This is a genomic window from Spirosoma sp. SC4-14 (assembly GCF_037201965.1).
In the GTDB taxonomy this organism is placed as follows: Bacteria; Bacteroidota; Bacteroidia; order Cytophagales; family Spirosomataceae; genus Spirosoma.
On record NZ_CP147518.1, the window covers coordinates 2,418,851 to 2,443,716 of the forward strand.

At 49.0% G+C, this 24,866-nt stretch carries 15 protein-coding genes; 5 read left to right on the plus strand and 10 right to left on the minus strand.

Annotated elements, in window-relative coordinates:
- Positions 1-24 precede the first annotated feature (24 nt).
- Entirely contained in the window at positions 25-3,117 is a 3,093-nt protein-coding gene (locus WBJ53_RS09845; RefSeq protein ID WP_338875926.1) for a glycosyl hydrolase, read from the minus strand.
- Positions 3,118-3,424: 307 nt separating this feature from the next.
- On the opposite strand from WBJ53_RS09845, the gene WBJ53_RS09850 reads away from it, so the two are divergent.
- The 3 genes from WBJ53_RS09850 (at position 3,425) to WBJ53_RS09860 (ending at position 10,811) form a co-directional block, all read left to right on the plus strand.
- The gene (locus WBJ53_RS09850) at positions 3,425-6,655 is read left to right on the plus strand and encodes a glycosyl hydrolase (RefSeq protein ID WP_338875927.1); all 3,231 of its coding nucleotides are present in this window, start codon (positions 3,425-3,427) and stop codon (positions 6,653-6,655) included.
- An 83-nt stretch (positions 6,656-6,738) separates the two neighbouring features.
- On the plus strand, positions 6,739-7,797 hold the full coding sequence (locus WBJ53_RS09855; protein ID WP_338875928.1) for a PepSY-associated TM helix domain-containing protein: 1,059 nt from the start codon (positions 6,739-6,741) through the stop codon (positions 7,795-7,797).
- 32 nt (positions 7,798-7,829) lie between these two features.
- Complete coding sequence (locus WBJ53_RS09860; RefSeq protein WP_338875929.1) at positions 7,830-10,811, plus strand: glycoside hydrolase; 2,982 nt, start codon at positions 7,830-7,832, stop codon at positions 10,809-10,811.
- 348 nt (positions 10,812-11,159) lie between these two features.
- On the opposite strand, the gene WBJ53_RS09865 is transcribed toward WBJ53_RS09860, so the two are convergent.
- The 9 genes from WBJ53_RS09865 to lepA all read right to left on the minus strand — a co-directional run bounded on the left by WBJ53_RS09865 (position 11,160) and on the right by lepA (position 23,220).
- On the minus strand, positions 11,160-12,242 hold the full coding sequence (locus tag WBJ53_RS09865; RefSeq protein WP_338875930.1) for an AI-2E family transporter: 1,083 nt from the start codon (positions 12,240-12,242) through the stop codon (positions 11,160-11,162).
- A 67-nt stretch (positions 12,243-12,309) separates the two neighbouring features.
- Positions 12,310-13,692 (minus strand): L-serine ammonia-lyase, encoded by a 1,383-nt coding sequence (locus WBJ53_RS09870; RefSeq protein ID WP_338875931.1) that lies wholly within the window; start codon positions 13,690-13,692, stop codon positions 12,310-12,312.
- Positions 13,693-13,839: 147 nt separating this feature from the next.
- The gene (locus WBJ53_RS09875) at positions 13,840-14,601 is read right to left on the minus strand and encodes an oxygenase MpaB family protein (protein ID WP_338875932.1); all 762 of its coding nucleotides are present in this window, start codon (positions 14,599-14,601) and stop codon (positions 13,840-13,842) included.
- A 67-nt stretch (positions 14,602-14,668) separates the two neighbouring features.
- Positions 14,669-15,412 (minus strand): OmpA family protein, encoded by a 744-nt coding sequence (locus tag WBJ53_RS09880; RefSeq protein WP_338875933.1) that lies wholly within the window; start codon positions 15,410-15,412, stop codon positions 14,669-14,671.
- 141 nt (positions 15,413-15,553) lie between these two features.
- Positions 15,554-15,994 carry a nuclear transport factor 2 family protein gene (locus tag WBJ53_RS09885; protein WP_338875935.1) on the minus strand — a complete coding sequence of 147 codons (441 nt, stop codon included), beginning with the start codon at positions 15,992-15,994 and terminating at the stop codon, positions 15,554-15,556.
- A gap of 159 nt (positions 15,995-16,153) precedes the next feature.
- The gene (locus WBJ53_RS09890; RefSeq protein ID WP_338875936.1) at positions 16,154-17,530 is read right to left on the minus strand and encodes a SusD/RagB family nutrient-binding outer membrane lipoprotein; all 1,377 of its coding nucleotides are present in this window, start codon (positions 17,528-17,530) and stop codon (positions 16,154-16,156) included.
- 23 nt (positions 17,531-17,553) lie between these two features.
- The gene (locus WBJ53_RS09895; RefSeq protein ID WP_338875937.1) at positions 17,554-20,658 is read right to left on the minus strand and encodes a SusC/RagA family TonB-linked outer membrane protein; all 3,105 of its coding nucleotides are present in this window, start codon (positions 20,656-20,658) and stop codon (positions 17,554-17,556) included.
- A 116-nt stretch (positions 20,659-20,774) separates the two neighbouring features.
- The gene (locus WBJ53_RS09900) at positions 20,775-21,176 is read right to left on the minus strand and encodes a hypothetical protein (RefSeq protein WP_338875938.1); all 402 of its coding nucleotides are present in this window, start codon (positions 21,174-21,176) and stop codon (positions 20,775-20,777) included.
- 256 nt (positions 21,177-21,432) lie between these two features.
- A complete protein-coding gene (lepA, locus tag WBJ53_RS09905; protein WP_338875939.1) occupies positions 21,433-23,220 on the minus strand; it encodes a translation elongation factor 4 in 1,788 nt (595 codons plus the stop codon).
- A 489-nt stretch (positions 23,221-23,709) separates the two neighbouring features.
- Here lepA and WBJ53_RS09910 point away from each other — a divergent pair, with 489 nt between their 5' ends.
- Both WBJ53_RS09910 and hslV read left to right on the plus strand, forming a co-directional pair.
- Positions 23,710-24,192, plus strand: a complete 483-nt coding sequence (locus tag WBJ53_RS09910) for an Lrp/AsnC ligand binding domain-containing protein (RefSeq protein WP_338875940.1) — start codon at positions 23,710-23,712, stop codon at positions 24,190-24,192.
- A gap of 116 nt (positions 24,193-24,308) precedes the next feature.
- Positions 24,309-24,848, plus strand: coding sequence for an ATP-dependent protease subunit HslV (hslV, locus tag WBJ53_RS09915; protein WP_338875941.1), 540 nt, complete (start codon positions 24,309-24,311; stop codon positions 24,846-24,848).
- Positions 24,849-24,866 lie beyond the last annotated feature (18 nt).

Sequence of the window (24,866 nt, forward strand, 5' to 3'; positions counted from 1 at the left end):
ACGCCATCCCGCACCAGAATACATTCACATACCAATACTTTTCACGGTTTTTGTTTTCAGCAGTACATCCAGTTCGGCTATTTGCTTGTCCAGTTCGGCCGATAATTCTTCGTATACTTTGTAGGAACTGTCGGTGGGTTTTGCGTCACCCGTTTCAACACTACGCCAGAGGGCAGCCAGTCGGTTATTCAGTTTGATCGGGAAGTTCAATGGGTCCTGGCCACTCTGGTTACGAATCTGATACAGATTTTCTTCGATGATGCTTAGTTGTTCTTTCAGCTTTTTATTGGCTGGACTGTCGGGTTGTTTCGACAGTTTTTCCTTCAACGTTCGAATTTGAATTACCGCATCGTTGGCTTTACTGGTCTGATCGCGCAGTTTCATGGCCAGCTTAAACTGTTCTTCAACATCGGCTGTCGTTACTCCCTTTAGCCTAGGGTCGAGCCGAATCTCGAACGGCTGAGTGAACGACTGGCCAGCCACTGTTAGCCGAACCTGATAGTGGCCGGGTAAGGCCAATGGACCCGACGTTGGGCGTGCTCCCCACATAATCATGCCTTTGAAGTAGGTTGCGCCGGGGTAGCGGAGATCCCATTCGTAGCGGTTCAATCCGGCGGCTGTTGTCGGAAGTTTGACTTTAGGTTTTCCTGGCTCATCATCGTCGTCATCGTCACCTGCTTTAGGATTCGTCGGTTTAGTACCGGTAAAGGTCTGGATAATCGTTCCGGCGGCATCAAGAATTTCGACTTTTACGCTATCGGCCTGTTTGGCCAGATAGTATTGAAATACGGCTGGTTGCACCCGGCGAACGGCATAATACGGTTTAAAAAGATGTACGGGTTTTTGGGCCAGATCAGGCGTAAACTCCCGAACGGGTGAAATATCATCCAGGACATAAATAGACCGGCCGTGGGTGCCGATTACGACATCCTTCTCGGTTACCTGAATGTCAGCAATTTGCGTATCTGGCAGTTTGAACTGAAGTGGTTGCCAGGTTTCTCCGTCGGTAAATGAAACCCATACACCATGTTCCATCCCCGCATATAGCAGGCCTGGCCGCGTGATATCTTCCCGAATCGCATGGGCAAAATCATCGGCTCGTAGACCGGTAATGATCTTTTTCCAGGTTTTGCCGTAATCATTCGTTTTAAAGATGTAAGGCGTCCGATCGTCCATCTGGTAGCGTTTAGCGGCTACGTAAGCCGTTCCGGGTTTGTGCCGCGATGCTTCAATAATGCTCACTCGGGTATGTTTTGGCAAGTCTGGCGGGGTAATGTTCTGCCAGGTTTTTCCGTGATCCCGGGTGATATGAATCAGCCCATCGTCAGAACCCGCCCATATCGTATTGACATCATGATACGAAGGAGCCAGAGCAAACACAGTTGCGTAAATTTCGGGGCCGTTCATATCCATTGTGATAACACCCCCACTTTTACCAAGCGTTGTTGTGTCGGCTAAGGTGAGATCAGGACTGATTTTTTCCCAGCTCTGGCCTTCATTGGTCGATACCCAAACGTGCTGTGAACACACATAGAGTCGGTTTGGGTCTTTGGGTGAAAAAACGATCGGATAGGTCCACTGCCAACGTTCGGGAAGTGCGCTGGCGGGCTCTCCGGAGAAGAAACGAGGATAGACCTGTACATCGCGGGTTTGGCCCGTAGAACGGTCGTATCGTGTTAGCAAAGCTCCCTGGCTCCCTGCATAAAAGATGTCGGGGTTCTTGGGGTCCTGAGCGATATAGCCGCTTTCACCACCCCCCACATTATACATCCATTCTGTTTTTTTGATGCTGTTTCCTTTTACTAACTGATTCGTCCAGTCTTCGCTGGGCACGGCCACCGTCGTATTGTCCTGCTGGGCACCCGCAATGTGATAGGGGAAATCGTTCGTAGCGGTAATGTGATACAACTGCGCCGTCGGAAAATTCTCGTCGGTCCAGGTTTTACCGCTATTGACCGACACCGCTGCCCCACCATCATTCGATGTAATCATGCGGGTAGAGTCGGCCGGGTCGATCCACAGATCGTGATTGTCGCCGTGGGGAACCGTAATGGTCTTGTTAAATTTTACACCCCCATCCGAGGATTTATAAAAGCCAACGTTCAGGCAATAAACCCCATTTTTGTCGAGCGGATCAGCGTAAATACGGGAGTAATAAAAGGCCCGCTGACGCAGCTTTCGCTCGTCGTTGACGTGCTTCCAGGTCATTCCGGCATCATCTGAGCGGTAAACACCCCCATCTTCTGCTTCTACAATGGCCCACACCCGGTTCGGATCAACCGGCGAAACGGTTACCCCAATCTTACCGACGGTTCCTTTGGGCATGCCGGGTTTTCGGGTTAGTTCGGTCCAGGTATCGCCCCCATCCGTGGACTTGAACAGGCCCGACGCACCGCCACCACCCCACATTTTCCAGGGTTTTCGATAAACCTCCCAGATCGAAGCATAGAGGACGTTGGGGTTCTTTCGATCAATGATCACATCCACGCCACCGGCTTTATCTCCTTTGTACAAGACTTTTTTCCAGGATTTTCCGCCGTCGGTCGTTCGGAAGATACCCCGTTCTTCATTCGGGCCGTAGGGGTGACCCAGTGCGGCTACGTAAACGATATCCGGGTTTGTTGGATGAATGCGTACGCGGGCAATGGCCTGGGTATTTTTCAGACCGACGTTGGTCCAGGTTTTTCCGGCATTGGTTGATTTATAGACACCGTCACCCTGCATGATATTGCCCCGCAACTGGGTTTCGCCGGTACCAATGTATACGATGTCGGGGTTAGTTTCTGCTACGGCGACGGCTCCTACCGATGAACTCTTTAACTGTCCATCCGTAACAGGTGACCAGCTCTGGCCACCATCGGTCGTTTTCCATAGGCCTCCCCCTACTGCACCAAAGTAATATTCCTGTTTTCGACCAGGGGATCCGGCTGCACCTAGCGAGCGTCCTCCCCGCGTAGGGCCGATATTTCGCCAGGCCATTCCCTTGAAAACTGGATTAATCGCCGTATCGGCTTGTGTTGATTGCTGGGCCAAAAGCTGGCCGCTTACGAATGCGCTGCTAACGACAGCGAACATTACAGAATAGAAGAACGGATTGATGAGTCGTGTATAGTTCATACCAGCTAAAACGGAAACGCCTGTCAGGGCCTAATCCTAGAGAATTATACAAAGTAAGCGATAAGAAGTTGATTCTGTATTTTCTGGTTTTACTGGCATTTTTAATTGTTAAAAATGTAGTTAGTTAACATTTTGTTTCTTTTCTACTTTTGTAAGCAGTGTAAAGTGAAAATCAGATAGGTTCATGCTTGGAATAGTTTTTTACTGGTATTCAATATGATTTTAGCTCGTCATGGCGGTCTCGCCCCCGTTCAATTAACTTGGATTAAAGTTTATCCTTCTCAACAAAATAACTAACCCACTCTTCATGAAAAGTAAAACCACTACCTGCTTAATCGGAGCATTTTTTGTTACGATCTTAATTGCCTTCCCCGGATTAGCGCAGCGAAAAAGCAAGCCAATTACAAAGGCCAATCCTGCCCAGACATCCGACAGTCTTTTTAATGCCTTACGTTGGCGTAACATTGGCCCCTTTCGGGCAGGGCGTGCACTAGGTGTGGCCGGCCATCCTAGTCAGCCACTGACCTACTATTTTGGCGCAACGGGTGGGGGCGTCTGGAAAACGACCGATGGGGGCGGCAACTGGACGATGGTGTCGGATTCTACCTTTAAGTCCAGTTCAGTAGGGGCTATCGGTGTAGCGCCCTCCGATCCTAATATTGTGTATGTTGGCATGGGTGAGTCCGACATTCGGAGCAACATTGCGAATGGCGATGGGGTCTATAAATCAACGGATGCGGGTAAAACCTGGAAGCATGTTGGCCTGAAGATGGCTGATGCCATCGGTAATGTCGAAGTCCATCCTCATAATCCCGACATCGTGTATGTAGCGGCCCTGGGGAATCCATTTGCCCCTAATAAGGAACGGGGTGTTTTTCGTACAACCGATGGGGGTAAAACCTGGAAGGCTGTACTCACCAAAAACGACAGCACCGGAGCGGCTACGGTCAAAATAGACCCCAATAACCCATCCATTATTTACGCATCGATGTGGCAGGCCTATCGTAATAGCTACAAGATGAGCAGCGGTGGCCCCGGCAGCGGACTGTTTAAATCCACCGATGGGGGCGATACGTGGGTAAGCCTGAGTAACAAGCCCGGTATGCCAAAAGGAATATTAGGTAAAATTGGTATTGTTGTTTCGCCTGCTAACTCGAATCGGCTGTATGCTATGGTCGAAAATACAAAGGGAGGCTTATACCGTTCGGATGATGCCGGGGACTCGTGGCAGCTTATTAACGAAGACAAAAACCTGTGGCAGCGGCCCTGGTACTACATGATGATGGGCGCTGATCCGCAGGATGAAAATGGCCTGATCGTTCTGAATGTCAATGCCATGAAATCATACGATGGCGGCAAAACATTTACCGTTCTTGGTGTCCATCACGGCGATACGCACGATATCTGGTGGAACCCGAAAAATTCACAGAACTTTATCATTGCCGATGATGGCGGGGCCGAAGTAACCTACAATGGCGGAGCCACCTTCTCGGACGTCGACATGCCGACCTGCCAGTTTTACCATGTAGCTGTGGATAATGATTTCCCCTATAATCTGTACGGTGCTCAGCAGGACAATTCATCCATACGGATTGCCAGCCGCACAACGGGTTATTCGATTGGCAAATCCGATTGGTATGCTGTGTCGGGAGGAGAGTCGGGCTATATTACACCTGAGCCAGGAAATCCGGATGTAACGTATGGTGGTAGTTATGACGGCCTGATCACTCGTTATGATAAAAAGACGGATCAAAATCAGGTCATCAACGTATATCCGGAATATTTCATGGGATCGCCTTCCTCGGCCCGGAAATATCGGTTTCAGTGGACCTATCCTATTGTTTTCTCCCCACACGACAACAAAACGCTCTATATCACCTCCCAATACCTACACCGTAGTACCGACTATGGTCATTCGTGGGAAGACATCAGCCCTGACCTAACCCGTAATGATCCGAAAACGCAGGGCGATACGGGTGGTCCCATTACGAAAGACAACACGGGCGCCGAAACCTTCCCAACGATTTTCACTTTTGCTGAATCGCCCGTGGAGAAGAATGTATTCTGGGCGGGCTCCGATGATGGCTTGATGCACATCAGCCGCGACGGTGCCAAAACCTGGCAGAACATTACTCCACCGGCAGCAATGCTCCCCGAGCTGGCTATCATGAGCATTGTCCATCCGTCTGATCATACCGCCGGAAAGGCCTATCTGGCTGCCAAACGCTATATGTCTGGCGACCGTACTCCCTATCTATTTAAGACAACCGACTATGGTAAGACCTGGACCAGTATTACCACTGGAATTCCTGCTGACGAATATTGCCATGTGGTTCGTGAAGATCCTAATAAAGCCGGATTATTATATGCCGGAACCGAACGGGGCGTTTACGTATCATTCAACGATGGTGGTTCGTGGGAGAAACTGAGCCTGAACCTACCCGTTACACCCGTTCGTGATTTGCAGATTCATAAGCGCGAAAAGGATCTGGTTATTGCTACCCACGGGTTGGCATTTTGGATCATGGACGACATAACACCCCTCCACGAGCTGATGGACTTGAAGCAAGCCGGTAAACCAATGGCTGCTGCCTACTTGTTCAAACCTCGCCACGCGTATCGGATGGATGGGGGAGCCGGAAATCCACGGCGCCGAGGACCATCCAGTGAAGGCGAAAATGCACCTAATGGCGTAATTGTTCGCTACTATCTGAAAAGTAAACCGACAAAAGAACTACGCCTTTTGTATATGACCACGAGCAATGATACCATCATCACCTACTCAAATACAAAAGACAAAAAAGGACAGCCGTTCAAGGTATTGAGCGAGTTTTATCAGGACGAAACGGCTCCAAAGCCGGGCATGGCTACGGCTAATCCGGGCATGAATGTCTTTGTCTGGGATATGCGTTATCCGGATGCGACCGCTGTTGAAGGAACCAACGTCATGTGGTCGGGGCGCGGCACCGGAGCCAAAGTAGTGCCGGGTACTTACAAAGTTCGTCTGTTACTGGGCGATTCGCTGATTGCCGAGCAACCGATCGAAATTCGGAAAGATCCGCGGCTGACAACCACCATTGCCGAGTTACAGGAGCAATTTGATTTACTGCAAAAAATAAACGGCAAAATTTCAGAAGCCCACAAGTCGATTAACCAGCTTCGTCAGATTCGGAACCAGATCAATGCCTACACAAACGGCGTCAAAGAACCGAAAGTTGCCGAGAAATTTAAAAATGCGGCTAAACCCATTCTGGAGGAGTTAGACAAGATTGAATCAACCCTGATGCAACCAAAGTCGAAAGCGGGTCAGGATGCGCTGGCATATCCTATTCGCCTGAATGACAAGATGGCTGGGGTAGGTTCGGCCGTTTCGTCTGCTGATGCCAAACCGACCAAATCAGAACATGCTGTTTATGAGGATCTGGCTAAGCAAATTGATACGGCGGTTAGTAAACTGAAAGAGGTTGTTAACACACAAGTGCCAACGTTCAACAAGGTCGTAACAGAACAACAGGTTCCGGCCATTATTATTAATTAACTTGTGTAAAGGTTTTTAGACAGGGTGAACAGGGGCACTATGAAGAAAATCCTGTCCATCCTGTCTAAAAAATACTCCATTCTATGATCTCCGATAAAACCGTTTACAGTTTACATCGAATTTCTGGCCTGGTGGGTGGCCTTTTTATTCTGATTATCACGATCACCGGCTCCATTCTGGTCGTTGATCGCCAAGTTGATAAGTTGCTGAATCCGAATCAAACCCATATTGAGCCTGTTGGTCAGCGGCAATCGTATGGCAGGTTGCTAACCACAGTACGTACTCGGTATCCTGCGGCTCAGATACGAAGTATTCAGTTGTCGGAAAAGCAGACAAATGAAGCTGTACGGGTTGATTTGCTGGATGCTGGCGAGTGGAAATGGATTGAGATGAACCCATATACTGGAGCCATTCTTGGCACTCGAAATGCCAATGCTACGCTGGTTCGACGGGCGAGGGAATTGCATGAAAACTTGCTGTTGGAGCCCGCAGGTGGATTTATCATGGGGCTAGCGGGCATCTGTTTACTGGCGTCTGTACTTACAGGTACCTGGTATTACCGGCGATCGCTGCTGAGTGTATTCAAAATTGGCGTTCGCTGGAATAAATCATCTCGCATCGTGTATGCCGATATCCATAAATGGCTGGGCGTAGTTGCCCTGTTGTTTATGCTGATGATGAGCGCAACGGGTATTTTCTTTCACTGGGAGCAAATTGAGCGGGAATTTGGCGACGAACGAAAGCCTGAGCAAACGCCAGTAACTCCCATCGCATTTGAACGCATTCCGGTCGATTCGTCGATTGCGATGGCTAAAACATCCATCGCTGATTTTCAGCCTGAGTTAATCGACTTTCCAAAACCAGGCGACAGCACGCTGGTTATTCGGGGGAATAGGCCGAACAGTATCCGGATGCTTGGTAAGTACACTGTTTCGGCTACGATAGATGCCCGAAACGGCCATTACATCAGCGGATTCGATGCCCGTGATGCTGACCTGGAGTACATTGCCGAACACATTTTTGAGGAATTACACTTTGGCCGTTACGGCGGCTGGATTTCTCAGGTCATTTATATCCTGTTTGCACTGGCAACCGCCGTTGTAACAGTCACAGGCCTTCTCATCTGGTTTGTTAAGCGTTAACTCCATCTATTGCCATGGGCCTATTTTATACCATGAAACGGCAGATCTTCCTGCTAACGTTTGTCGGCTTAGCCGCTTTTGGGCAGGCTCAAACCATCAATCCCGCCTTTTTCAACGCTATGAAATGGCGGATGATCGGGCCGCACCGGGGTGGCCGAACGGTAGGAGCAGCGGGCGTACCTCAACAACCCAACGTATTTTACATCGGTGTCAATAATGGGGGCGTCTGGAAAACGACCGACTACGGGCGTACCTGGTTTCCTATTTTCGACGATCAACCTACTGGCTCCATTGGCGATGTGGCCGTAGCACCCTCTAACCCCAATGTTATTTACGTAGCCAGTGGCGAAGGACTTCACCGCCCAGACTTATCGGTGGGCAACGGGATGTACAAATCGACTGATGCGGGCAAAACCTGGACCCACCTGGGCTTAAGCGACGCTCAGCAAATTGGTGGTATATCAATCGATCCTACCGATGAAAACCGGGTTTTTGCTGCTGTATTAGGGCATCCCTACGGACCGAATACCGAACGGGGTGTCTATCGAACGACCGATGGGGGTAAAACCTGGGACAAAGTCTTGTACAAAGACCAGGATACCGGCGCCATTCAGGTAACCATCGACCCGAAAAATCCAGCCATTGTCTATGCTGATTTGTGGACAGCACAGGAAGGTCCCTGGGAAAACGGTGCCTGGCAAGGCAAGGAAAGTGGACTGTATAAATCAACGGATGGCGGCACAAGCTGGCAGAAACTCACCAAAGGACTGCCTACCGTTGAGCAGGGATTGGGGCGAATTGGTTTTTGTATCGCGCCCAGCAGTCCTAATCGGCTCTATGCTACCGTCGATGCGCCCGAACTCGGTGGCGTCTATCGCTCAGACGATGCGGGCGAAACCTGGACGCGCTTCAATAAAGATCCGCGACTATGGGGTCGTGGCAGCGATTTTGCCGAAGTAAAAGCACATCCCACTAATCCAGATATTCTTTTTATTGCCGATGTGTCTGCCTGGAAATCAGAAGATGGAGGAAAAACCTGGAATGATTTTCGGGGGGCGCCTGGTGGCGATGATTATCACCGACTCTGGATCAATCCAAACAACCCCAACACGATGTTGTTGGCGGGCGATCAGGGAGGTATTATTACGGTGAATGGCGGACAAACATTTAGCTCCTGGTATAACCAGGCAACAGCACAGTTTTATCATGTCAGCACCGATAACAGTTTTCCCTATAACGTGCTGGGTGGTCAGCAGGAAAGTGGCTCAGTGGGCATTGCCAGCCGCGGTAACGATGGCCAGCTAACCTTTCGGGAATGGCATCCGGTTGGTGTCGAGGAATATGGCTATGTAGCCGCCGATCCACTCGATCCTAATATTATATATGGGGGTAAGATTACCAAATTCGACAAACGGACGGGCCAGGTGCAGAATATTGCACCGGAAACTGTTCGTAGTGGCAAGTACCGATTTGTGCGAACGGCCCCGGTTTTGTTTTCTCCTATCGACCCAAAAACACTCTATTTCGCGGGCAACGTACTGTTTAAAACACAGAACGGTGGAAACTCCTGGCAAATCATCAGTCCCGACCTTACTCGCGAAACCTATCCTGACATTCCCGAAAGCGTTGGGGTATATCGTACCGACGCCATGAAAACCATGCCCCGACGTGGGGTAATTTATACCATTGCTCCCTCGTTCAAGGACGTAAATACGATCTGGGCTGGTACGGATGATGGCTATATTCAGATTACCCGTGATGGGGGTAAAACCTGGAAAAATGTTACCCCTTCTGGCGTTGGCTCCTGGAGTAAAGTGTCGATTATGGACGCTGGCCACTTTGATGTCAACACGGCCTATGCCGCTGTCAACCGCATCCGGTGTGATGATATGCGTCCGCACATCTATCGGACCCACGATGGAGGCAAAACCTGGCAGGAAATCGTAACCGGTTTGCCCAATGATCCGATCAACACCGTCCGCGAAGACCCCATTCGGAAAGGCTTATTGTTTGCCGGATCAGAAACAGCCGTCTACGTCTCATTCGATGATGGCGGGCACTGGCAGTCACTCCGACTGAATATGCCCGCAACCTCCATTCGCGATCTGGTCATTAAAGACGACGATCTGGTGGTTGGTACTCATGGGCGGTCGTTCTGGATTCTGGACGATATTAGCCCCCTACGTCAGGTAACAACTGAACTGATAAAAGCGGAGAGCATTCTGTACAAGCCCCAACGAGCGTACCGCGTTCGCTGGAATATGAATACGGATACACCTTTGCCACAGGAAGAACCTGCGGGGCAGAATCCGCCCGATGGGGCCATCATCAATTATTACCTTGCTGCCGATGCGAACTCAGTTGTAACGCTGGATGTCCTGGATGCGGGCGGTAAACTCATTCGTCACTACCGCAGTGATGAACAGCCCTACAATGTTCCTGATGTAAATCTGCCCTCTTACTGGATCCGGCCACAGCAAATTTTATCGGCAAAAGCAGGTTCTCATCGTTTCCTGTGGGATATGCACTATACGCCCCTGCCCCTTCCGCCAGCCTACCCGATTGCAGCCACCTATCATCAAACGGCTCCTGACCCTACATCGCCCTGGGTACTACCCGGAACCTACACGATTAAACTGACGGTAAATGGTAAAGTATATACTCAACCGCTTACCATCACGATGGACCCGCGTGTAAAGGTGAGCCCGGCAGTGTTGAAACAGCAGCATGACCTTTCCATAGCTGTTTATGAAGGCCGGAAACAGGTAATAAATTTATTGGGCGAAGCACAGAGTATTCAAGCCAAGGCTACTACCGACATCCAGAAAAAGAAAGTCGATGAGCTGAAAACCAGCTTAACAAGTTTGAACCGGGCCTTCAGTTCTATTTTTGGTGTACTACAGGATACCGACATGCAGCCAACCACGCAAGCGATAGCGACTGCCAATGAAGCACTAGCCACGTTGAAAAAAACGTTGGCGCAGTGGGCGCTTCTGAAAAATGATATTCGATAGCCAGCACGATTAGTTTTTACGCCGGATTGGGATTGGGCACCTGAAAATATATACACTAATTTTAAAAAGACCCAGCAACTGATGCAAACCGGATTGCCTGTCTTTATAGAACGAATGAAGAAATGCAATCTGAATTCATCCATTGTTCTTAAGACAGATTGAGCCTTTCCTTTGGGTGGATGATTGCCTGAAAGTATAAATAGGTAAAAATAAGTTTTAGAACTGCCGCTACGGTTAATCACCAATACCCTGGTCATAAGTTAATTAGGTTCTGGCGGGTAGCTACTGCGTCCAGTGGATAAACAATCAACAAGATTGTTTATCCACTGGACGCAGTAGCTGTAGAAATTAGCCCGTTTTCGCTCTTTCACCCTTTTGAGCTTTCTCCTCGACCCTTTCGTCATCTCGGGCCACTTCTTCCTGCTGTTTTTTATTTTCGCGTTCAAAAACCCGGATCAGCACAATAAAATAGGAGAGGAGCAGTGGGCCAATTACCAGACCCAGAATACCGAAAATAGGAACGCCCAAAACAATACCGGTTAGCGTAATGAGGGGATGAATATCGCCCATGCGCTTGGCAAGCATAATACGGAGCAGGTTGTCGATGTTGATAATCACGATAGCGCCAACCAGCAGAATGCCAATACCCTGCCCCGTATCGCCCTGCGATAGTTTAATTAACCCTGCCGGAGCCCAAACCAGTGGCGTGCCCAGAATCGGAATAAAGGCCAGAAAAAAACCAACAACACCCCAGAAAGGGGCATCGGGTACGCCAAAAATCCAGAGTGTCAGCCCCGTTAACACTCCCTGCACAAACGAAACCAGTGCCTGCCCGATCACATTGGCGTTGACGTTGTTTTTGAGTGATTCGCCCAACTCCCGTTGCGTGTCGCGTTTGAATGGCAGGTATTTCTGTAAACCTTTCTGAAAATCTTCCTGCTGAACAAACATGAAATACATCGTGAAAAACATCAGACCCAGAATCACGATGAAGTCAAGCGTACCGCCAGCCAGCGATGGCAATAGTTTAGAGGCATAGCCTGCTGCCTGCTGCGATAGGGCTTTAATATTTTGCGGACTAGTTATCTGGTAGCCTGTCAGGTCTTCGGCTTTTTTGACCAGATTCAAAATTTCGTCGGTGTGCTGGCTGTAGTACTGAATTCGTCCGATAAGCAGCAAACTCAGCGTCAGAAAAGGCAGAATAATAACTACCAACGCAAACAGAATGAGCAGCGAAGCAACAAGTGGGCGATTCCAGTTGTGTTTGAGCGCTAGTGTTGCGAACCATGGACGAAAGACTACGTATAGGATTCCGGCGCCAAAAAAAGCCGATATATAGCTGCTAAGACCTACAATAATAAAACCGGCAATAACCAGAAGGCTGGTAATAAGAAGAACCCGTTGCTGTTGGGGCGTATAAATAGTTGCCATAAAGGAGTTTTCTGCTATTTAAGCACTAACCTAACAACACGGAAAAGCATGGCAAATGTTTTGACCGCTAACATTCTGTAGCGCTCAACGCCAGCCCGGCTTCCGAGGTTTCCTTGTATTTGGTCGACATGTCGCGACCGGTTGCTTTCATGACTTTCACAACGGCGTCGAGCGAGATTTTTTGTAGCGATGCGGCTCCGGAGGTGGCCAGCAGAAAAGCATTATAGGCTTTGACGGCCCCCATGGCATTCCGCTCAATACAGGGAATCTGGACATAGCCGCCAATGGGGTCGCAGGTCATGCCCAAATGGTGTTCGATTGCGATTTCGGCGGCTGCTTCAATGGCTTTGATAGACCCGCTGGGTTGTGCACAACGAGTCAGAAAAGCCGCCCCCATTGCCGAAGCGGTGCCAATTTCGCCCATGCAGCCCATTTCTGCCCCCGAAATACTGGCATTGTGTTTTACCAGAAACCCAATAGCCGCAGCCGCCAGCATTCCAGCACGCAGCGTGGCTTTGTCGTGATGAAAATGATACCTGGCCAGGTAGGTGAGTCCCGGAATTACGCCCGACGCTCCCGATGTAGGTGCCGTTACAACAATACCACCTGCCGCATTTTCTTCGGAGGCCGCCAGGCAATAGGCATTCAGGAAAATCAGAAAACTATCCGACGATTGACTCATGCCTTTGGCCTGCCGAAACAGAATGGGGGCTTTTCGGGTCAGCTTGATCGAGCCGGGTAAGATGCCTTTGTGTCGCAGGCCACGCCGAACAGCTTTATGCATGAACTCCAGAATGAGATCGATTCGTTGGTTGACCTCGGCCCGTGTGCGTCCGGTCAAGGCCATTTCGTTGGTCATAATCAACTCGTCAATTCGCAGATTATGAGTAGTAAGCTGTGTTTTTAGCTCGGTCATTGTACTGTATGGATACGGTACCGACTGAACGTCGGGAATTGCTTCGGGTTCACCTTTTCGGATAATGAAACCACCCCCAACCGAATAGTATTCTTCCTGATAAAGAACCTGTTCATGGTGCCGGAGTTGTAGCACCATCGTGTTGGCGTAGGGCGACGGGTATCGCTTTCGCTCAAAATGGATATGCTGCGGTTCCAGCAAAATGGTGGTGGCCCCCACCAGAATCGGGTAGGAGCTAGCCGGGTTCTGAAGCAGTTCGAGCAGCGCATCGGGATCGGTTGTTTCAGGCTGCCATCCCAGAAGCCCGGCCACAACGGCGCGGTCGGTTCCATGACCTTTGCCGGTGGCGCTAAGTGATCCATAGAGCAACACATGCACCGAGTTAGCCTGGGTTTGTAGGTCGGCAGAAAGCTGGGCTAACCGCTGTCGGAAATCATAGGCGGCTTTCATCGGGCCGATGGTGTGTGAGCTCGATGGGCCCGGCCCAACCTTAAACAAGTCGAAAACCGAGGTCGTAATAGGAGCACTGATCATGTTGATGAGTCGAATTAAGCAAGCAGGGACACTAAGGTAATCGGTAAAACGATATGTGTTGAACCGTACCCTGTGTTATATAAAAAAGTCGGGTCCCGGGGCCCGACTTTATGGGTTTTGTTAGACCGAAACGATGGGCTAATTAGCTTATACGGCTACGTCGAGGCTTCGAATTTGAGCCAGATATTCGGTAGGGAGCAGAGCCCGTTGTACGATCGATCGTAAACCAAGTGAATTCAGGATTTTGTAAAGGCCAATGGAATTGTTGAGCCAGGGCTTTTTAGGTAAGGCCAGCAGTTGACTAACCTGATCGGGAACCAGAACGGCCTGAGCCTGCCGCAACAGATCGTATCGCCAGCCCCCGAGTTGCTGGCGATAGCGCCGGAACAGTTTATCGGTAAATTCACTACGAACCAAGTCGCGGTTCAGGTGGGCGTCCCGATCGAGTTTCCAATCGACATAAGTTATGGGCAAATCGGGCACGCTCATACCAGCGCCAACTTCCCGAAAGGTATGAAACAGCTCTTCCCGTTCGGTATCGGTAAGCGGGCGGTGCAGTGTTTCATAGGCTCGTTCCGAATAGTCGATGAGCATATACAATACATCGCGATAGGCCCAGTCGGGAATCTGATAGCCACGCTTTCGTTCAACTCCTCCATGAATGGCACTCATCCGGGCAATAGCCTGACGAGCCTGTGTTTCAGGGGCAAACACAATTTCCTGTGCATATCGGACGGTGGAGAATAAACGGGCAATCGGGTCGGTAGGGAGTTTTCCGGTAAAAAATAACCAGTCAACCGCACGATTCAGGGCAAACTCAGCAGCCGATCCCGCAAAAACCAATAAAATAACGTCAGCATCACCCCAGATCTGACGAACAATCGAGTTGTGATTAACGAAATAAGCCATCAGTACGTTGTTGATTAGCAAAGCAGCTAGTAAAGTCCGACATCGGTAAGGGGACTCAACCAATTGCCTACATAGCTAAGACAACAAATTCAACGCGTCGGTTCTTACGTTTATTTTCTTCTGAATCGTTGGGAGCGGCTGGGCGTGTATCGCCGTAGCCATTGGCCTGCAAGCGTTCTTCGGCAATGCCATGCCGAATGAGGTAGTTTCGGATGACTTTAGCGCGGTTTTCGGACAGGTATTGATTAAGCCGCCGGTCGCCAACATTGTCGGTGTGGCCAGCAATTTCGATCACCAGTTTGGGAAGCGATACAAGTGTTTTTACCAGTTTGTTAAGTTGCGGATACGATTCTGACCGTAACACATAACTGCTCTGGTCGAAGTAAACATTGTCGAGCCGAAATGCCTGATTAACCTGTAAATTTCGAAAAATACTATCGGCTTTGAGGTCTTCTTTTTCGAGTTGAACAACATACCCATAGTCGGCGCAGGTATCGCACGAAACAACCATAATTTCTTCGGTTTCGTAATAACCCTGCGCTTTCGTTACGACGGATAATGTATCGGTGCGGGTCAGGATAAAGGTATACGGTTGTCCTGGCTGACTTTTTCCTTCAAATTGCTTTTTGGCCAGCCGAGCCTGAATATGAAACAAAGCGGGAAGTTCTTCGGCTGTTTTTTCGTCTACGGCCTTAAGGCTAAACAGCGTTTGCTGGCTGGGTGCCGGAGCTGTGGCTATCTTTTTAAGAACCTGTCCGTTAGCGAGGGAGCCAGCAAACAGGCATAGAAAAATAAGGATTGAAATACGCATTGCGGTACGGTGGTATATGGGTATAACGATAGTACCGCAAAATAAATGCCGATTTAAGAAAAAGGCACTGGATGTTGGTCAATAGTCATTGGATACTAGTTTCCAGCCAATGACTATTGACCAACATCCAGCCTTATCGGTTTATTGCTGGATTTTCACGGCTTGTCGGGCCAGGAGTTTCCAGTCGCCTTTCTGCTTAACCCAGATCAGGAGTACTGACAGTTTGGCCTGTCCGGGTTTGCCATTATCGCTGGTATCGGCAAAGAGTTTATGCCGTACCCAGGCCGTATTGTCAACAACGGTAACTGTCTGATCGGTCAGTTCAATGGTTTTGAAGTCGGAGGCACCACTTGTCAGTGCTTCCATAAAAGCGGCTTTGTCTTCTATTTTTCCGCTCGAATGCCCATAAGTCAATTGAGTTGCCGTAATGGCGTCAAGCCCAGCCTTATCTGGGTCGATCATGAGCTTGCGAAGTTTTTCAACAGCCTGAGCAACAGCCTGATCCTGCTTTTGGGCCCAGCCGTCAACGGCAGTTAGCGTACATAAAGCAATGAGTAAGAACAACAGCTTTTTACAATGCATCTTTCTTTTGTTTTGTAGTTGATCGGACGGTTTCAACCTCTAAAGTCCGCTTGTGGTTGTTGTTTACTTACCTGGTATTTGGTTTATGGTTTACGGTGGTGCTGCCTGCTGGCCTAGATCTCATTGAGGCAGCGCCACCGTAAACCATAAACCATACTCCTACTTATCCCACCAAACCGGCTGGTAGATGTCGTCAACTACGGTTGCGTTGAGGTTATAGTTGCGTTCATCCTGCGAAGTGGGCAACCGGACAGGAATCGCTTTTTTCTGCGAATCCTGATTGGCCGTCAACTTGGGTAAGCTGGTCCGACGCCAATCATTGTAGCCTTCGGGCGATGTGAACAGAGCTACATATTTTTGGGTAATAATTTTTTCCAGCGAAATTGTTGTGGCCGTTTCGCTTGCTACTTTTTGTTTGAAATCGGCCGAAATCGGCGAACCCGTAATCCGGTTGACTGAAGCGGCTACGGCTGTGTTGAACGCAACTGCAGCTTCGGCGGCTTTCCCAAGCCGTAGTTGAGCTTCGGCTTCAATAAATTTAGCTTCGGCATAGGTAGCAATGGGTGTGGGTGAATCGGCCGATGCAACGCCCGGCCCCGGATCAGACGCTGCCGAATTGTCAGACTCTTCGGGGGCTAATCCTGAGTAGCCACCTGCTTCATCTTTGTCTACCAGATAGGGTAATCGGGGGTCGGCGGTTGTTTTGAGATAATCGACAAAAAACTTGCCCATTTTAATGTAGCCCGCCCGGTTCGATAGAAAATCGTACCATTGATTAAAACTACCGGCAATGTTATAGAAAACGGCATTCATATCGGGTTGGTCGGCCGAGACATGGCTGAGTGCGGCCAGTGCCTGTGTGGCACTACCCGACGGATCGACCTGACTTAGCCGGTTAGCATACCGTGCTTTAATGATGTAGGCTGCGTTGATCCAGGCAGTAACGTCCCCTTTAAAGATAATATCGTCGGCAGCGGGCAAAAACTGATTGGCCGACTGGGGCTGGCTTAAGTTACTTATAGCCTCATCGAGCAGTGCCTGAATACCTTTGATCACATCTTCCTGCTTGTCGTATTTGGGCTGAAAATTACCCTGCAAACCCATTGCGGCTTCGTTGTAGGGTACATCTCCCCAAAAGTCGGTAGCCATACCAAAGCTGAGAGCCATCAGAATTTTTGTCATCCCCGAATAATAAGGGTTCTGGTCGCCATATTTGTCCAGTAGTGTTCGGGCATTGATAAGGGTGCCATTGTAAATGGTTCCCCACTCGTTTGTAATATCGGCTTCCGTGATGACATACTGTCCGAAGGTCTGATATTGAAACTGGTTGCCCGCAGCCTGCTGAGCCAGCACACTGCTAATACGGCCTAACTGCCCGCCATACGTAGCAAACGTCGACACTTCGGCACCCGACAGGAGAAGGGCTGCCGAGGCCGTTTCGGGAGAGTTTGGGTTGACCCCATATTCATCGAACTGATTTTTGCAGGAGCTGGTAGCCAGCGCCATTGCCAGTGCTGCAAGGAGTATCTTTTTCATAGCGAAATATCTTTGTGAGTGAGTTAGAAACCGAAGTTGATGCCGAAGATGTATGAGCGAGTACCGGGGTTATTGAAATAATCGAAACCCTGCAGGTTTGAACCTGCGCCCGTCAGGCTGGTTTCCGGATCGACACCTTTATAGTTGGTACTCAGGTACAGATTGCGGCTACTCAGCGATAGGTCGACGTAATCAACGTATTTCTTGAATTTGATTCGATAGCTCAGGCTAACTTCGCGGAGCCGGAACCAGTTGACGGTTTCTACAAACTGTTCGGCTGCTCCACCATTATCGCCCAGATAACGACCAAAATAATTGAGGGCAGAAATGGCTGTGGTATTTGGCGTACCGTCGGCCATTACGCCAGGAATCACATAAGTATGTTCGCGGTCGGCCGATTCCTGAGTGCGGCCAAGGCGTTGGAGCCGGGCATAGGTACCGTTCCAGATGGCACCTCCATGACGAATGTCGATGAGGGCTGTTAAGGTAATGCCTTTGAAGGTAAACGTGTTGCGGAGGTTGCTGAGCCATTGCGGATACGGATTGCCAATGTTTTGCTGAGCACCTTGCAGTTGGGGCAATCCATTCGAGCCAATGATGAGCTGCCCTTTATCGTCGCGCTGCCATTTGGTGCCATATAAGACTCCTAATGGCTGACCAACAATGGCATAGCCACCAATGCCGTTGAAAGCCGATTCCAGACTTAGCTCCGTTACGCCTTCAGTCAGTTTAAGTACTTTGCTCCGGTTCATCGACCAGTTCAGGTTTATATCCCAGGAGAAAGCCGGGGTTTTTATGGCATTGATGCCGAGCATCACCTCAACGCCCCGGTTGCGCAATTGGCCCGAATTGGTGTAACTGGCCGTAAAACCCGATGCCGGTGCTGTTGGGCGTTGCAACAGAATATCGACGGTTGTCTGGTTATAAACCGTGACGTCGAGATCAATTTTATTTTGCAGAAACTTCACGTTCAGACCTGCTTCCAGGCCCTTCACACGCTCGGGTCGTAGGTTAGGCGAACCTACCACCTGATTATAATAAGCAAAGCCATTTACACCTCCATATGGGAAAATAAGCCCGTTGGTAAACCCATCCGTAAACGACGGCTTACCAAAGTACGTACGGGTCCGATACGGAACCGGCGGAATGCCTGATTCGGCATAAGCCAGGCGTAGTTTGCCGAACGAGATAGGTGTATTTTTTAGAACGCTTTCCGTAAATACCCACGATAGTGAAGCCGAGGGATAAAAGAAGTTGTTTTTCTGTGTGCGATCAAAAGTCGACGACCATTCATTGCGGCCAGTCAATGTCAGGTATAACTGATTGGCATAATCGAAATCGGCCTGCCCAAAAACAGCGGTTGTTAGTCGGCGTGTACCCGTATTGGAGGCATATAGTTCGGCGGCATTGCCCAGATTGTAAAAATTCGGGATCGACAGATTGCGACCGCGAGCAAAGTTGTCGGTAAAATTGAACGAGGTAATATTATGGCCAGCCGTGTAGTTTACGCCGAATTTTTCACTAAAACGGTGCTCTCCCCGTAGCAGCAGATCGGCATAAACATCGCGACTAACGACATTGTCGTAATTTACCTGGCCGTATGTTTGCTGGTTATCATCGCCGTTTGAACTGATAGCAAACACTTGCCGACGAGCATCCGAATAGGCATCGACGCCAATTTTATAGGTAAAATCCAGATGCGACGACCGGTGGTAGTTCAGGTATACGTTGCCCAACACGCGGTTGATATCGTCGGTAAATGGATTATTGTACGCCGTAAAAAATGGGTTGTCGTAGAACGCGTAGTAGTTACGATTGAACCCATTTGGGTAGTGATAATCCCGCAAATCGTATGATGCCGGTGCCCGCAGAAGGCTTAGCATTACGCCAGCTACATTGCTGCCATTCTGGGCTTTTATCCCTCCCGATTTCATGTAGCTCACCGTACCACCAATCTTCAGATTATCGGTCATGTATGCATCGGCAGTCAGACGAATTGTATTTCGTTTGTAATCCGTATTCGGTACTACTCCATTTTGAATCAGATTGCCAAACGAAATCCGGAAATTTGCCCGGTCGTTGCCACCCGTTAGTGCTACATTGGTCGTGTGCGAAACGGCTGTTTTGAAGAAATTACCCGTGTTGTCGAATGTTTGAAGCCCCGGCACGCTCGAAATTTTAGGTCCCCAGCTATTAGGCGTACCGGCAGCCAGGTCGTCGTCGGTGCCGAGTCGCTGATCGGGCCCTGCATCGGCTGTTTGGTAAACGCCATTCGCACCCTGGGCATATTCGGACTGTAGTTTGGGGAGTTTGTTTACCTGCGACAGTTCGAGCCGATAACTTACCGTTACGCCAATTCCTCGTTGGCTGCGCCCTTTTTTGGTTGTGTAAATGATTGCCCCATTACCGGCTCTGGCCCCATAGAGTGCCGATGCCGCGGGGCCTTTCAGAATCGTTACGGAGGCAATATCGTCGGGGTTGAGGTCCAGAGCCCGGTTGGAGTTGTTAACGCCCTGTAGATTCGGATTGAAGGGATAGTCGGCTGACGAAGAGGTGAATGTTTCGTTATTGATCGGTACGCCATCCACTACAATCAAAGGCTGTTGTTCGCCCGTAAAGGTTGACGGCCCTCGCAATACAATTTTGCTGGAGGCTCCCGGCGTACCGGCCGAACTGGTCACGATTACCCCCGCCGTTTTGGCTGCCAATCCCTGAATTATGTTTGGCTCGCCCGAACGGGTAAGCACATCGCCCTGTAAATTCGATACCGAATAGCCTAACGTTCGTTTTTCGCGCTGAGAGCCCAGTGCCGTAACAACCACTTCCTGCAATTGTTTCGTATCTGCTTTGAGAGCTACATTAATTGTCGACTTTGATCCGACCTTAATTTCCTGCGATTCAACACCGATAAAGCTATAAATAAGGGTGGCATTGTCGGATACTGTAATCTGATAGTTACCGTCAGCATCTGTATTGGTGCCGCGCGTGGTTCCCTTAATCTGCACATTGGCTCCGGGCAGGGCTTTCCCGTCTTCGGCAGTTGTGACCTTACCTGTCACACTTCGTTCCTGCGCGTATGCACAGTGTAATGAGCCAATCATCACAAATAGGTAGAAGATAGTTTTCATAGTTAAATCATGAAATTTAATTAAATAGACATATTTTGAACTGTTGATAGCCAGTTTAAATGCTTCAAACGTTTGTAGCACCAAAAGACTAATTGACTAAGTAGAAGAGGAGTGGCTTACAGCGGGGTTATTGTCCGGGTAGGGTGGGCTGGTTTCGGGCTACTGATTTTTAGCGTTCGCACATCGGTGTCCAGACCATTTGAAATCGCTAATTGATACATGCCTTCAGCTAGTTCAGTCAGATTGATATTCAACCGTACCGTTGTGTCGAGTGGAGTCAGTATTTTCTCGAAAAAGGAGGCTCCATCGGCATCAGAAAGCTGTATTGATACCGTCCCTCCCAGTTGTTTGTCGATGTTAACGCGCAGAAAACGTCCATCTTTCGATACATAAGCGCCAGCATTGTAATGGGCAAGGCGAGTTAGCTGGGCTCGTTGTCGGGGCTGAGGTATTGGCGAAGCTGCTACCTGAAACTCAAGAAGCAGAGCGAACAGAAAACAGGTAGAGAAAGATTTCATAACCGCACGTTGTTAGGTTCATTCGTTGTTGTGAGATACCGTTTGGGTCCGGTATCCCAAAGACGTGCGTACGTAGGAAAAGTAATTGTTTTGTGATGAACGGTTACTTTTCTGTATGAATGGCCTGGGAGATGGCCAGGCGGATTATTTGCGTATTGTTACGTAACCAGTTAGAGTGAATTGAATAAGTAATGATTGTAACTTGGAAACGAGTTTATAAAAAAAGAAGCCAGTCGTTCCTGACTGGCTTCGGGACTTAGTTTATTTTCAAAACAGCCATAAAGGCTTCCTGCGGAATTTCTACATTGCCGACCTGCCGCATCCGTTTCTTTCCTTTTTTCTGTTTTTCGAGCAGTTTACGTTTCCGCGAAATATCACCGCCATAGCACTTTGCCAACACGTCTTTGCGAAGTGCGCTTAGGGTCTCACGGGCAATGATTTTCTGACCGATAGCGGCCTGAATAGCTATTTCGAACTGTTGGCGTGGAATTAATTCCCGAAGCTTCTCGCACAGTTTTTTACCCCATTCATACGATTTTGACCGGTGAACGATGGCCGATAACGCATCGACTTTATCGCCGTTGAGCATCACATCCAGCTTCACCATGTCCGATTCGCGATTGTCCATAAACTCATAATCAAGCGAAGCATAACCACGGGAAATTGTTTTGAGTTTATCGAAAAAATCGAATACAACTTCTGCCAATGGCATCTCAAACTGGAGTTCAACCCGATCGGCAGTCAGGTAAACCTGATTTTTGAGAATACTTCGTTTGTCCATACACAAGCTCATGATTCCGCCAACGTATTCGGCCTTCGTAATGATCTGGGCTCTAATGAACGGTTCTTCAATGAAGTCGATCAGGTTTGGTTCGGGCATATCGGCTGGTGCCGATACCTGAATTTCCTGGCCTTTGGTTGTTAATACCTCAAACCGTACCGATGGTACGGTAGTGATGACAGTCATGTCGAACTCACGTTCCAGTCGCTCCTGTACAATTTCCATGTGCAGCATTCCCAGGAAGCCACAACGGAACCCAAAGCCCAAAGCCGCCGATGTTTCGGGTTCCCAAACCAGAGCAGCATCGTTGAGCTGAAGCTTTTCCATCGCATCACGCAAGTCTTCAAATTCGCTGGTTTCTACCGGATAGATACCGGCAAATACCATCGGTTTAACTTCTGAGAAGCCCTGAATGGCAGTTTTAGCCGGGTTGTCGATGGTTGTAACGGTATCGCCCACCTTTACTTCTTTAGCCACTTTAATACCTGATATCAGGTACCCTACATCGCCACATTCGATAACGTCTTTGGGCTCCTGGGTCAGACGTAGAGTTCCAATCTCATCGGCAAAATACTCTTTGCCGGTATTCATGAATTTCACCTTGTCTCCCTTGCGAATGCGGCCGTTTTTAACCCGAAAAATAACTTCAATACCTCGGTAAGAGTTAAAATGTGAGTCGAAAATAAGGGCTTGCAGCGGAGCATCAGGGTCGCCTTTCGGTGGGGGAATCCGTTCGACGATGGCAGCCAGGATTTCGGGAACGCCGATTCCTTCTTTACCCGATGCCGGAATGATGTCGTTACGGTCGCAGCCCAGCAGGTCGACCATCTCGTCTTTAATTTCTTCGGGCATAGCACCGGGCAGGTCAATCTTATTCAGCACAGGAATAATGACCAGATCGTTGTTAAGTGCCAGATACAGGTTGGAGATTGTCTGTGCTTCGGTACCCTGTGAGGCATCAACGAGTAGGAGAGCACCCTCGCAGGCAGCAATTGACCGCGATACTTCGTAGCTAAAATCGACGTGACCAGGCGTATCGATCAGATTTAGTGTATACAACTCGCCGTTGTACATATAATCCATTTGAATGGCATGGCTCTTGATGGTAATACCCCGCTCGCGCTCCAGGTCCATGTCGTCGAGCAATTGGGCCTGCATATCGCGCGACCCTACAGTCTTGGTAAATTCTAATAATCGGTCGGCTAAAGTGCTTTTGCCGTGATCGATATGGGCAATAATGCAAAAATTACGGATATGCTTCACGTTATAAAACGGAGGAGTCTATACTTAGAAACCACAAAAATAGGTAAAAAAGTCCGCGTTTGAATCAACTATAAGTGGCTATAAAAAAACAAACGCCGGTCTCATCGCGGAGCCGGCGTGTTCAATTACACTTCATCAACAAACTAAAAACCAAATGCTGTAGGAGGGGGACTCGAACCGCCCACGGTGCAGTTAGCCACAGTACAACTCTGGTGGTCAACCCCAGTCGCCCTTGCGGGCGGCATTATGCTGCGTTTATCCCTTATCACCACCCCCGAGACAGGAGGGCACGTCTGCCAATTTCGACATCCTACAGTGTGAGGAAAAGTTATCAAGAAGATCGGCGTGTGACCCCGCTCGATCAACTTGACAATGCAAAGGTAATAGAGGGCCTTAATTGTTGCAAATTTTACATAAAAATTTCTTAAAATTTACAAATCAGTCAAAAAAAAGGTATTTTTGTTGATCTTTATCAAATACAAACTAGAAATGACCGAGAAAAATTTAGAAATTGATAATACGGATCTAAAAATTCTCAGTTTGCTGATGCAGGATGCCAACATGCCTTATACCGAAATCGGGAAACGTATTTTTGTTTCGGGGGGCACAGTGCATGTTCGCATGAATAAAATGAAACAGATGGGGATTGTGCGTGGCTCACAGTTGGTGATTGATCATACAAAGCTCGGGTGGGACATTAGCGCTTTTCTGGGGATTTATCTGGATAAAAGCTCGCTCTACAGCGAAGTTTCCGAACAGCTTGAAAAAATTCCGGAGGTCGTCAATATTCATTATACGACTGGTATCTATAGCATTTTTGCTAAAATTGTCTGCCGCGACACGCAGCACCTGCGGGAAGTTCTACACGATAAGATTCAGAAAGTCTCTGGTATCCAGCGGACCGAAACCTTTATTTCGCTGGAAGAGAGCGTCAATCGATCCATTCCGTTTAGCGAAGGAAAGGGGGTGTAGGGCTTCGCGCAGGGAGGGCGTGGCTGTACTGTACAATCCTCCGTGCCCCAAGCCCTACACCCTTGTGAACCCTAAACCGCTTCTGGTTTGTTATAGCGAACATTAACTTGAATTTCATGCAACCTACAATTCATGCAACCACAGTGGTTGGTATCCGGCATAATGGCCAAGTCGCGCTAGGGGCCGATGGGCAGGCTACCATGGGCAACACCGTTGCCAAAAGTAATGTACGGAAAGTACGCGTTCTGATGGGTGGAAAAATTCTCGCGGGTTTTGCCGGTTCTACGGCCGATGCCTTTACACTGATCGAGCGTTTTGAAGAAAAACTAAACGCCTATGGTGGTAACCTTAAACGGGCAGCAATCGAGCTGGCCAAAGACTGGCGTACAGATCGTTATTTGCGAAAACTGGAGGCTATGCTCATTGTGGCGTCAAAAGACGATTTATTGATTATATCCGGTACGGGCGATGTGATTGAACCTGATAGTGAAATTGCGGCAATCGGATCGGGGGGCGTATATGCCCAGTCGGCAGCGGTAGCGTTGAAAAAACACGCCCCTTCACTTTCGGCCGAAGAAATGGTGCGCGAGAGCCTGCATATTGCTGCCGATGTCTGCATCTATACCAATCATAATTTGGTAGTGGAAACGTTATAAGGAAATAAGACAGATCGT

What these genes read in the sequence shown, in the direction of transcription:
- WBJ53_RS09845 (WP_338875926.1), bottom strand. Translation starts at nt 3,117, where the DNA reads ATGAACTATACACGACTCATCAATCCGTTCTTCTATTCTGTAATGTTC.
- WBJ53_RS09850 (WP_338875927.1), top strand. Translation starts at nt 3,425, where the DNA reads ATGAAAAGTAAAACCACTACCTGCTTAATCGGAGCATTTTTTGTTACG.
- WBJ53_RS09855 (WP_338875928.1), top strand. Translation starts at nt 6,739, where the DNA reads ATGATCTCCGATAAAACCGTTTACAGTTTACATCGAATTTCTGGCCTG.
- WBJ53_RS09860 (WP_338875929.1), top strand. Translation starts at nt 7,830, where the DNA reads ATGAAACGGCAGATCTTCCTGCTAACGTTTGTCGGCTTAGCCGCTTTT.
- WBJ53_RS09865 (WP_338875930.1), bottom strand. Translation starts at nt 12,242, where the DNA reads ATGGCAACTATTTATACGCCCCAACAGCAACGGGTTCTTCTTATTACC.
- WBJ53_RS09870 (WP_338875931.1), bottom strand. Translation starts at nt 13,692, where the DNA reads ATGATCAGTGCTCCTATTACGACCTCGGTTTTCGACTTGTTTAAGGTT.
- WBJ53_RS09875 (WP_338875932.1), bottom strand. Translation starts at nt 14,601, where the DNA reads ATGGCTTATTTCGTTAATCACAACTCGATTGTTCGTCAGATCTGGGGT.
- WBJ53_RS09880 (WP_338875933.1), bottom strand. Translation starts at nt 15,412, where the DNA reads ATGCGTATTTCAATCCTTATTTTTCTATGCCTGTTTGCTGGCTCCCTC.
- WBJ53_RS09885 (WP_338875935.1), bottom strand. Translation starts at nt 15,994, where the DNA reads ATGCATTGTAAAAAGCTGTTGTTCTTACTCATTGCTTTATGTACGCTA.
- WBJ53_RS09890 (WP_338875936.1), bottom strand. Translation starts at nt 17,530, where the DNA reads ATGAAAAAGATACTCCTTGCAGCACTGGCAATGGCGCTGGCTACCAGC.
- WBJ53_RS09895 (WP_338875937.1), bottom strand. Translation starts at nt 20,658, where the DNA reads ATGAAAACTATCTTCTACCTATTTGTGATGATTGGCTCATTACACTGT.
- WBJ53_RS09900 (WP_338875938.1), bottom strand. Translation starts at nt 21,176, where the DNA reads ATGAAATCTTTCTCTACCTGTTTTCTGTTCGCTCTGCTTCTTGAGTTT.
- WBJ53_RS09910 (WP_338875940.1), top strand. Translation starts at nt 23,710, where the DNA reads ATGACCGAGAAAAATTTAGAAATTGATAATACGGATCTAAAAATTCTC.
- hslV (WP_338875941.1), top strand. Translation starts at nt 24,309, where the DNA reads ATGCAACCTACAATTCATGCAACCACAGTGGTTGGTATCCGGCATAAT.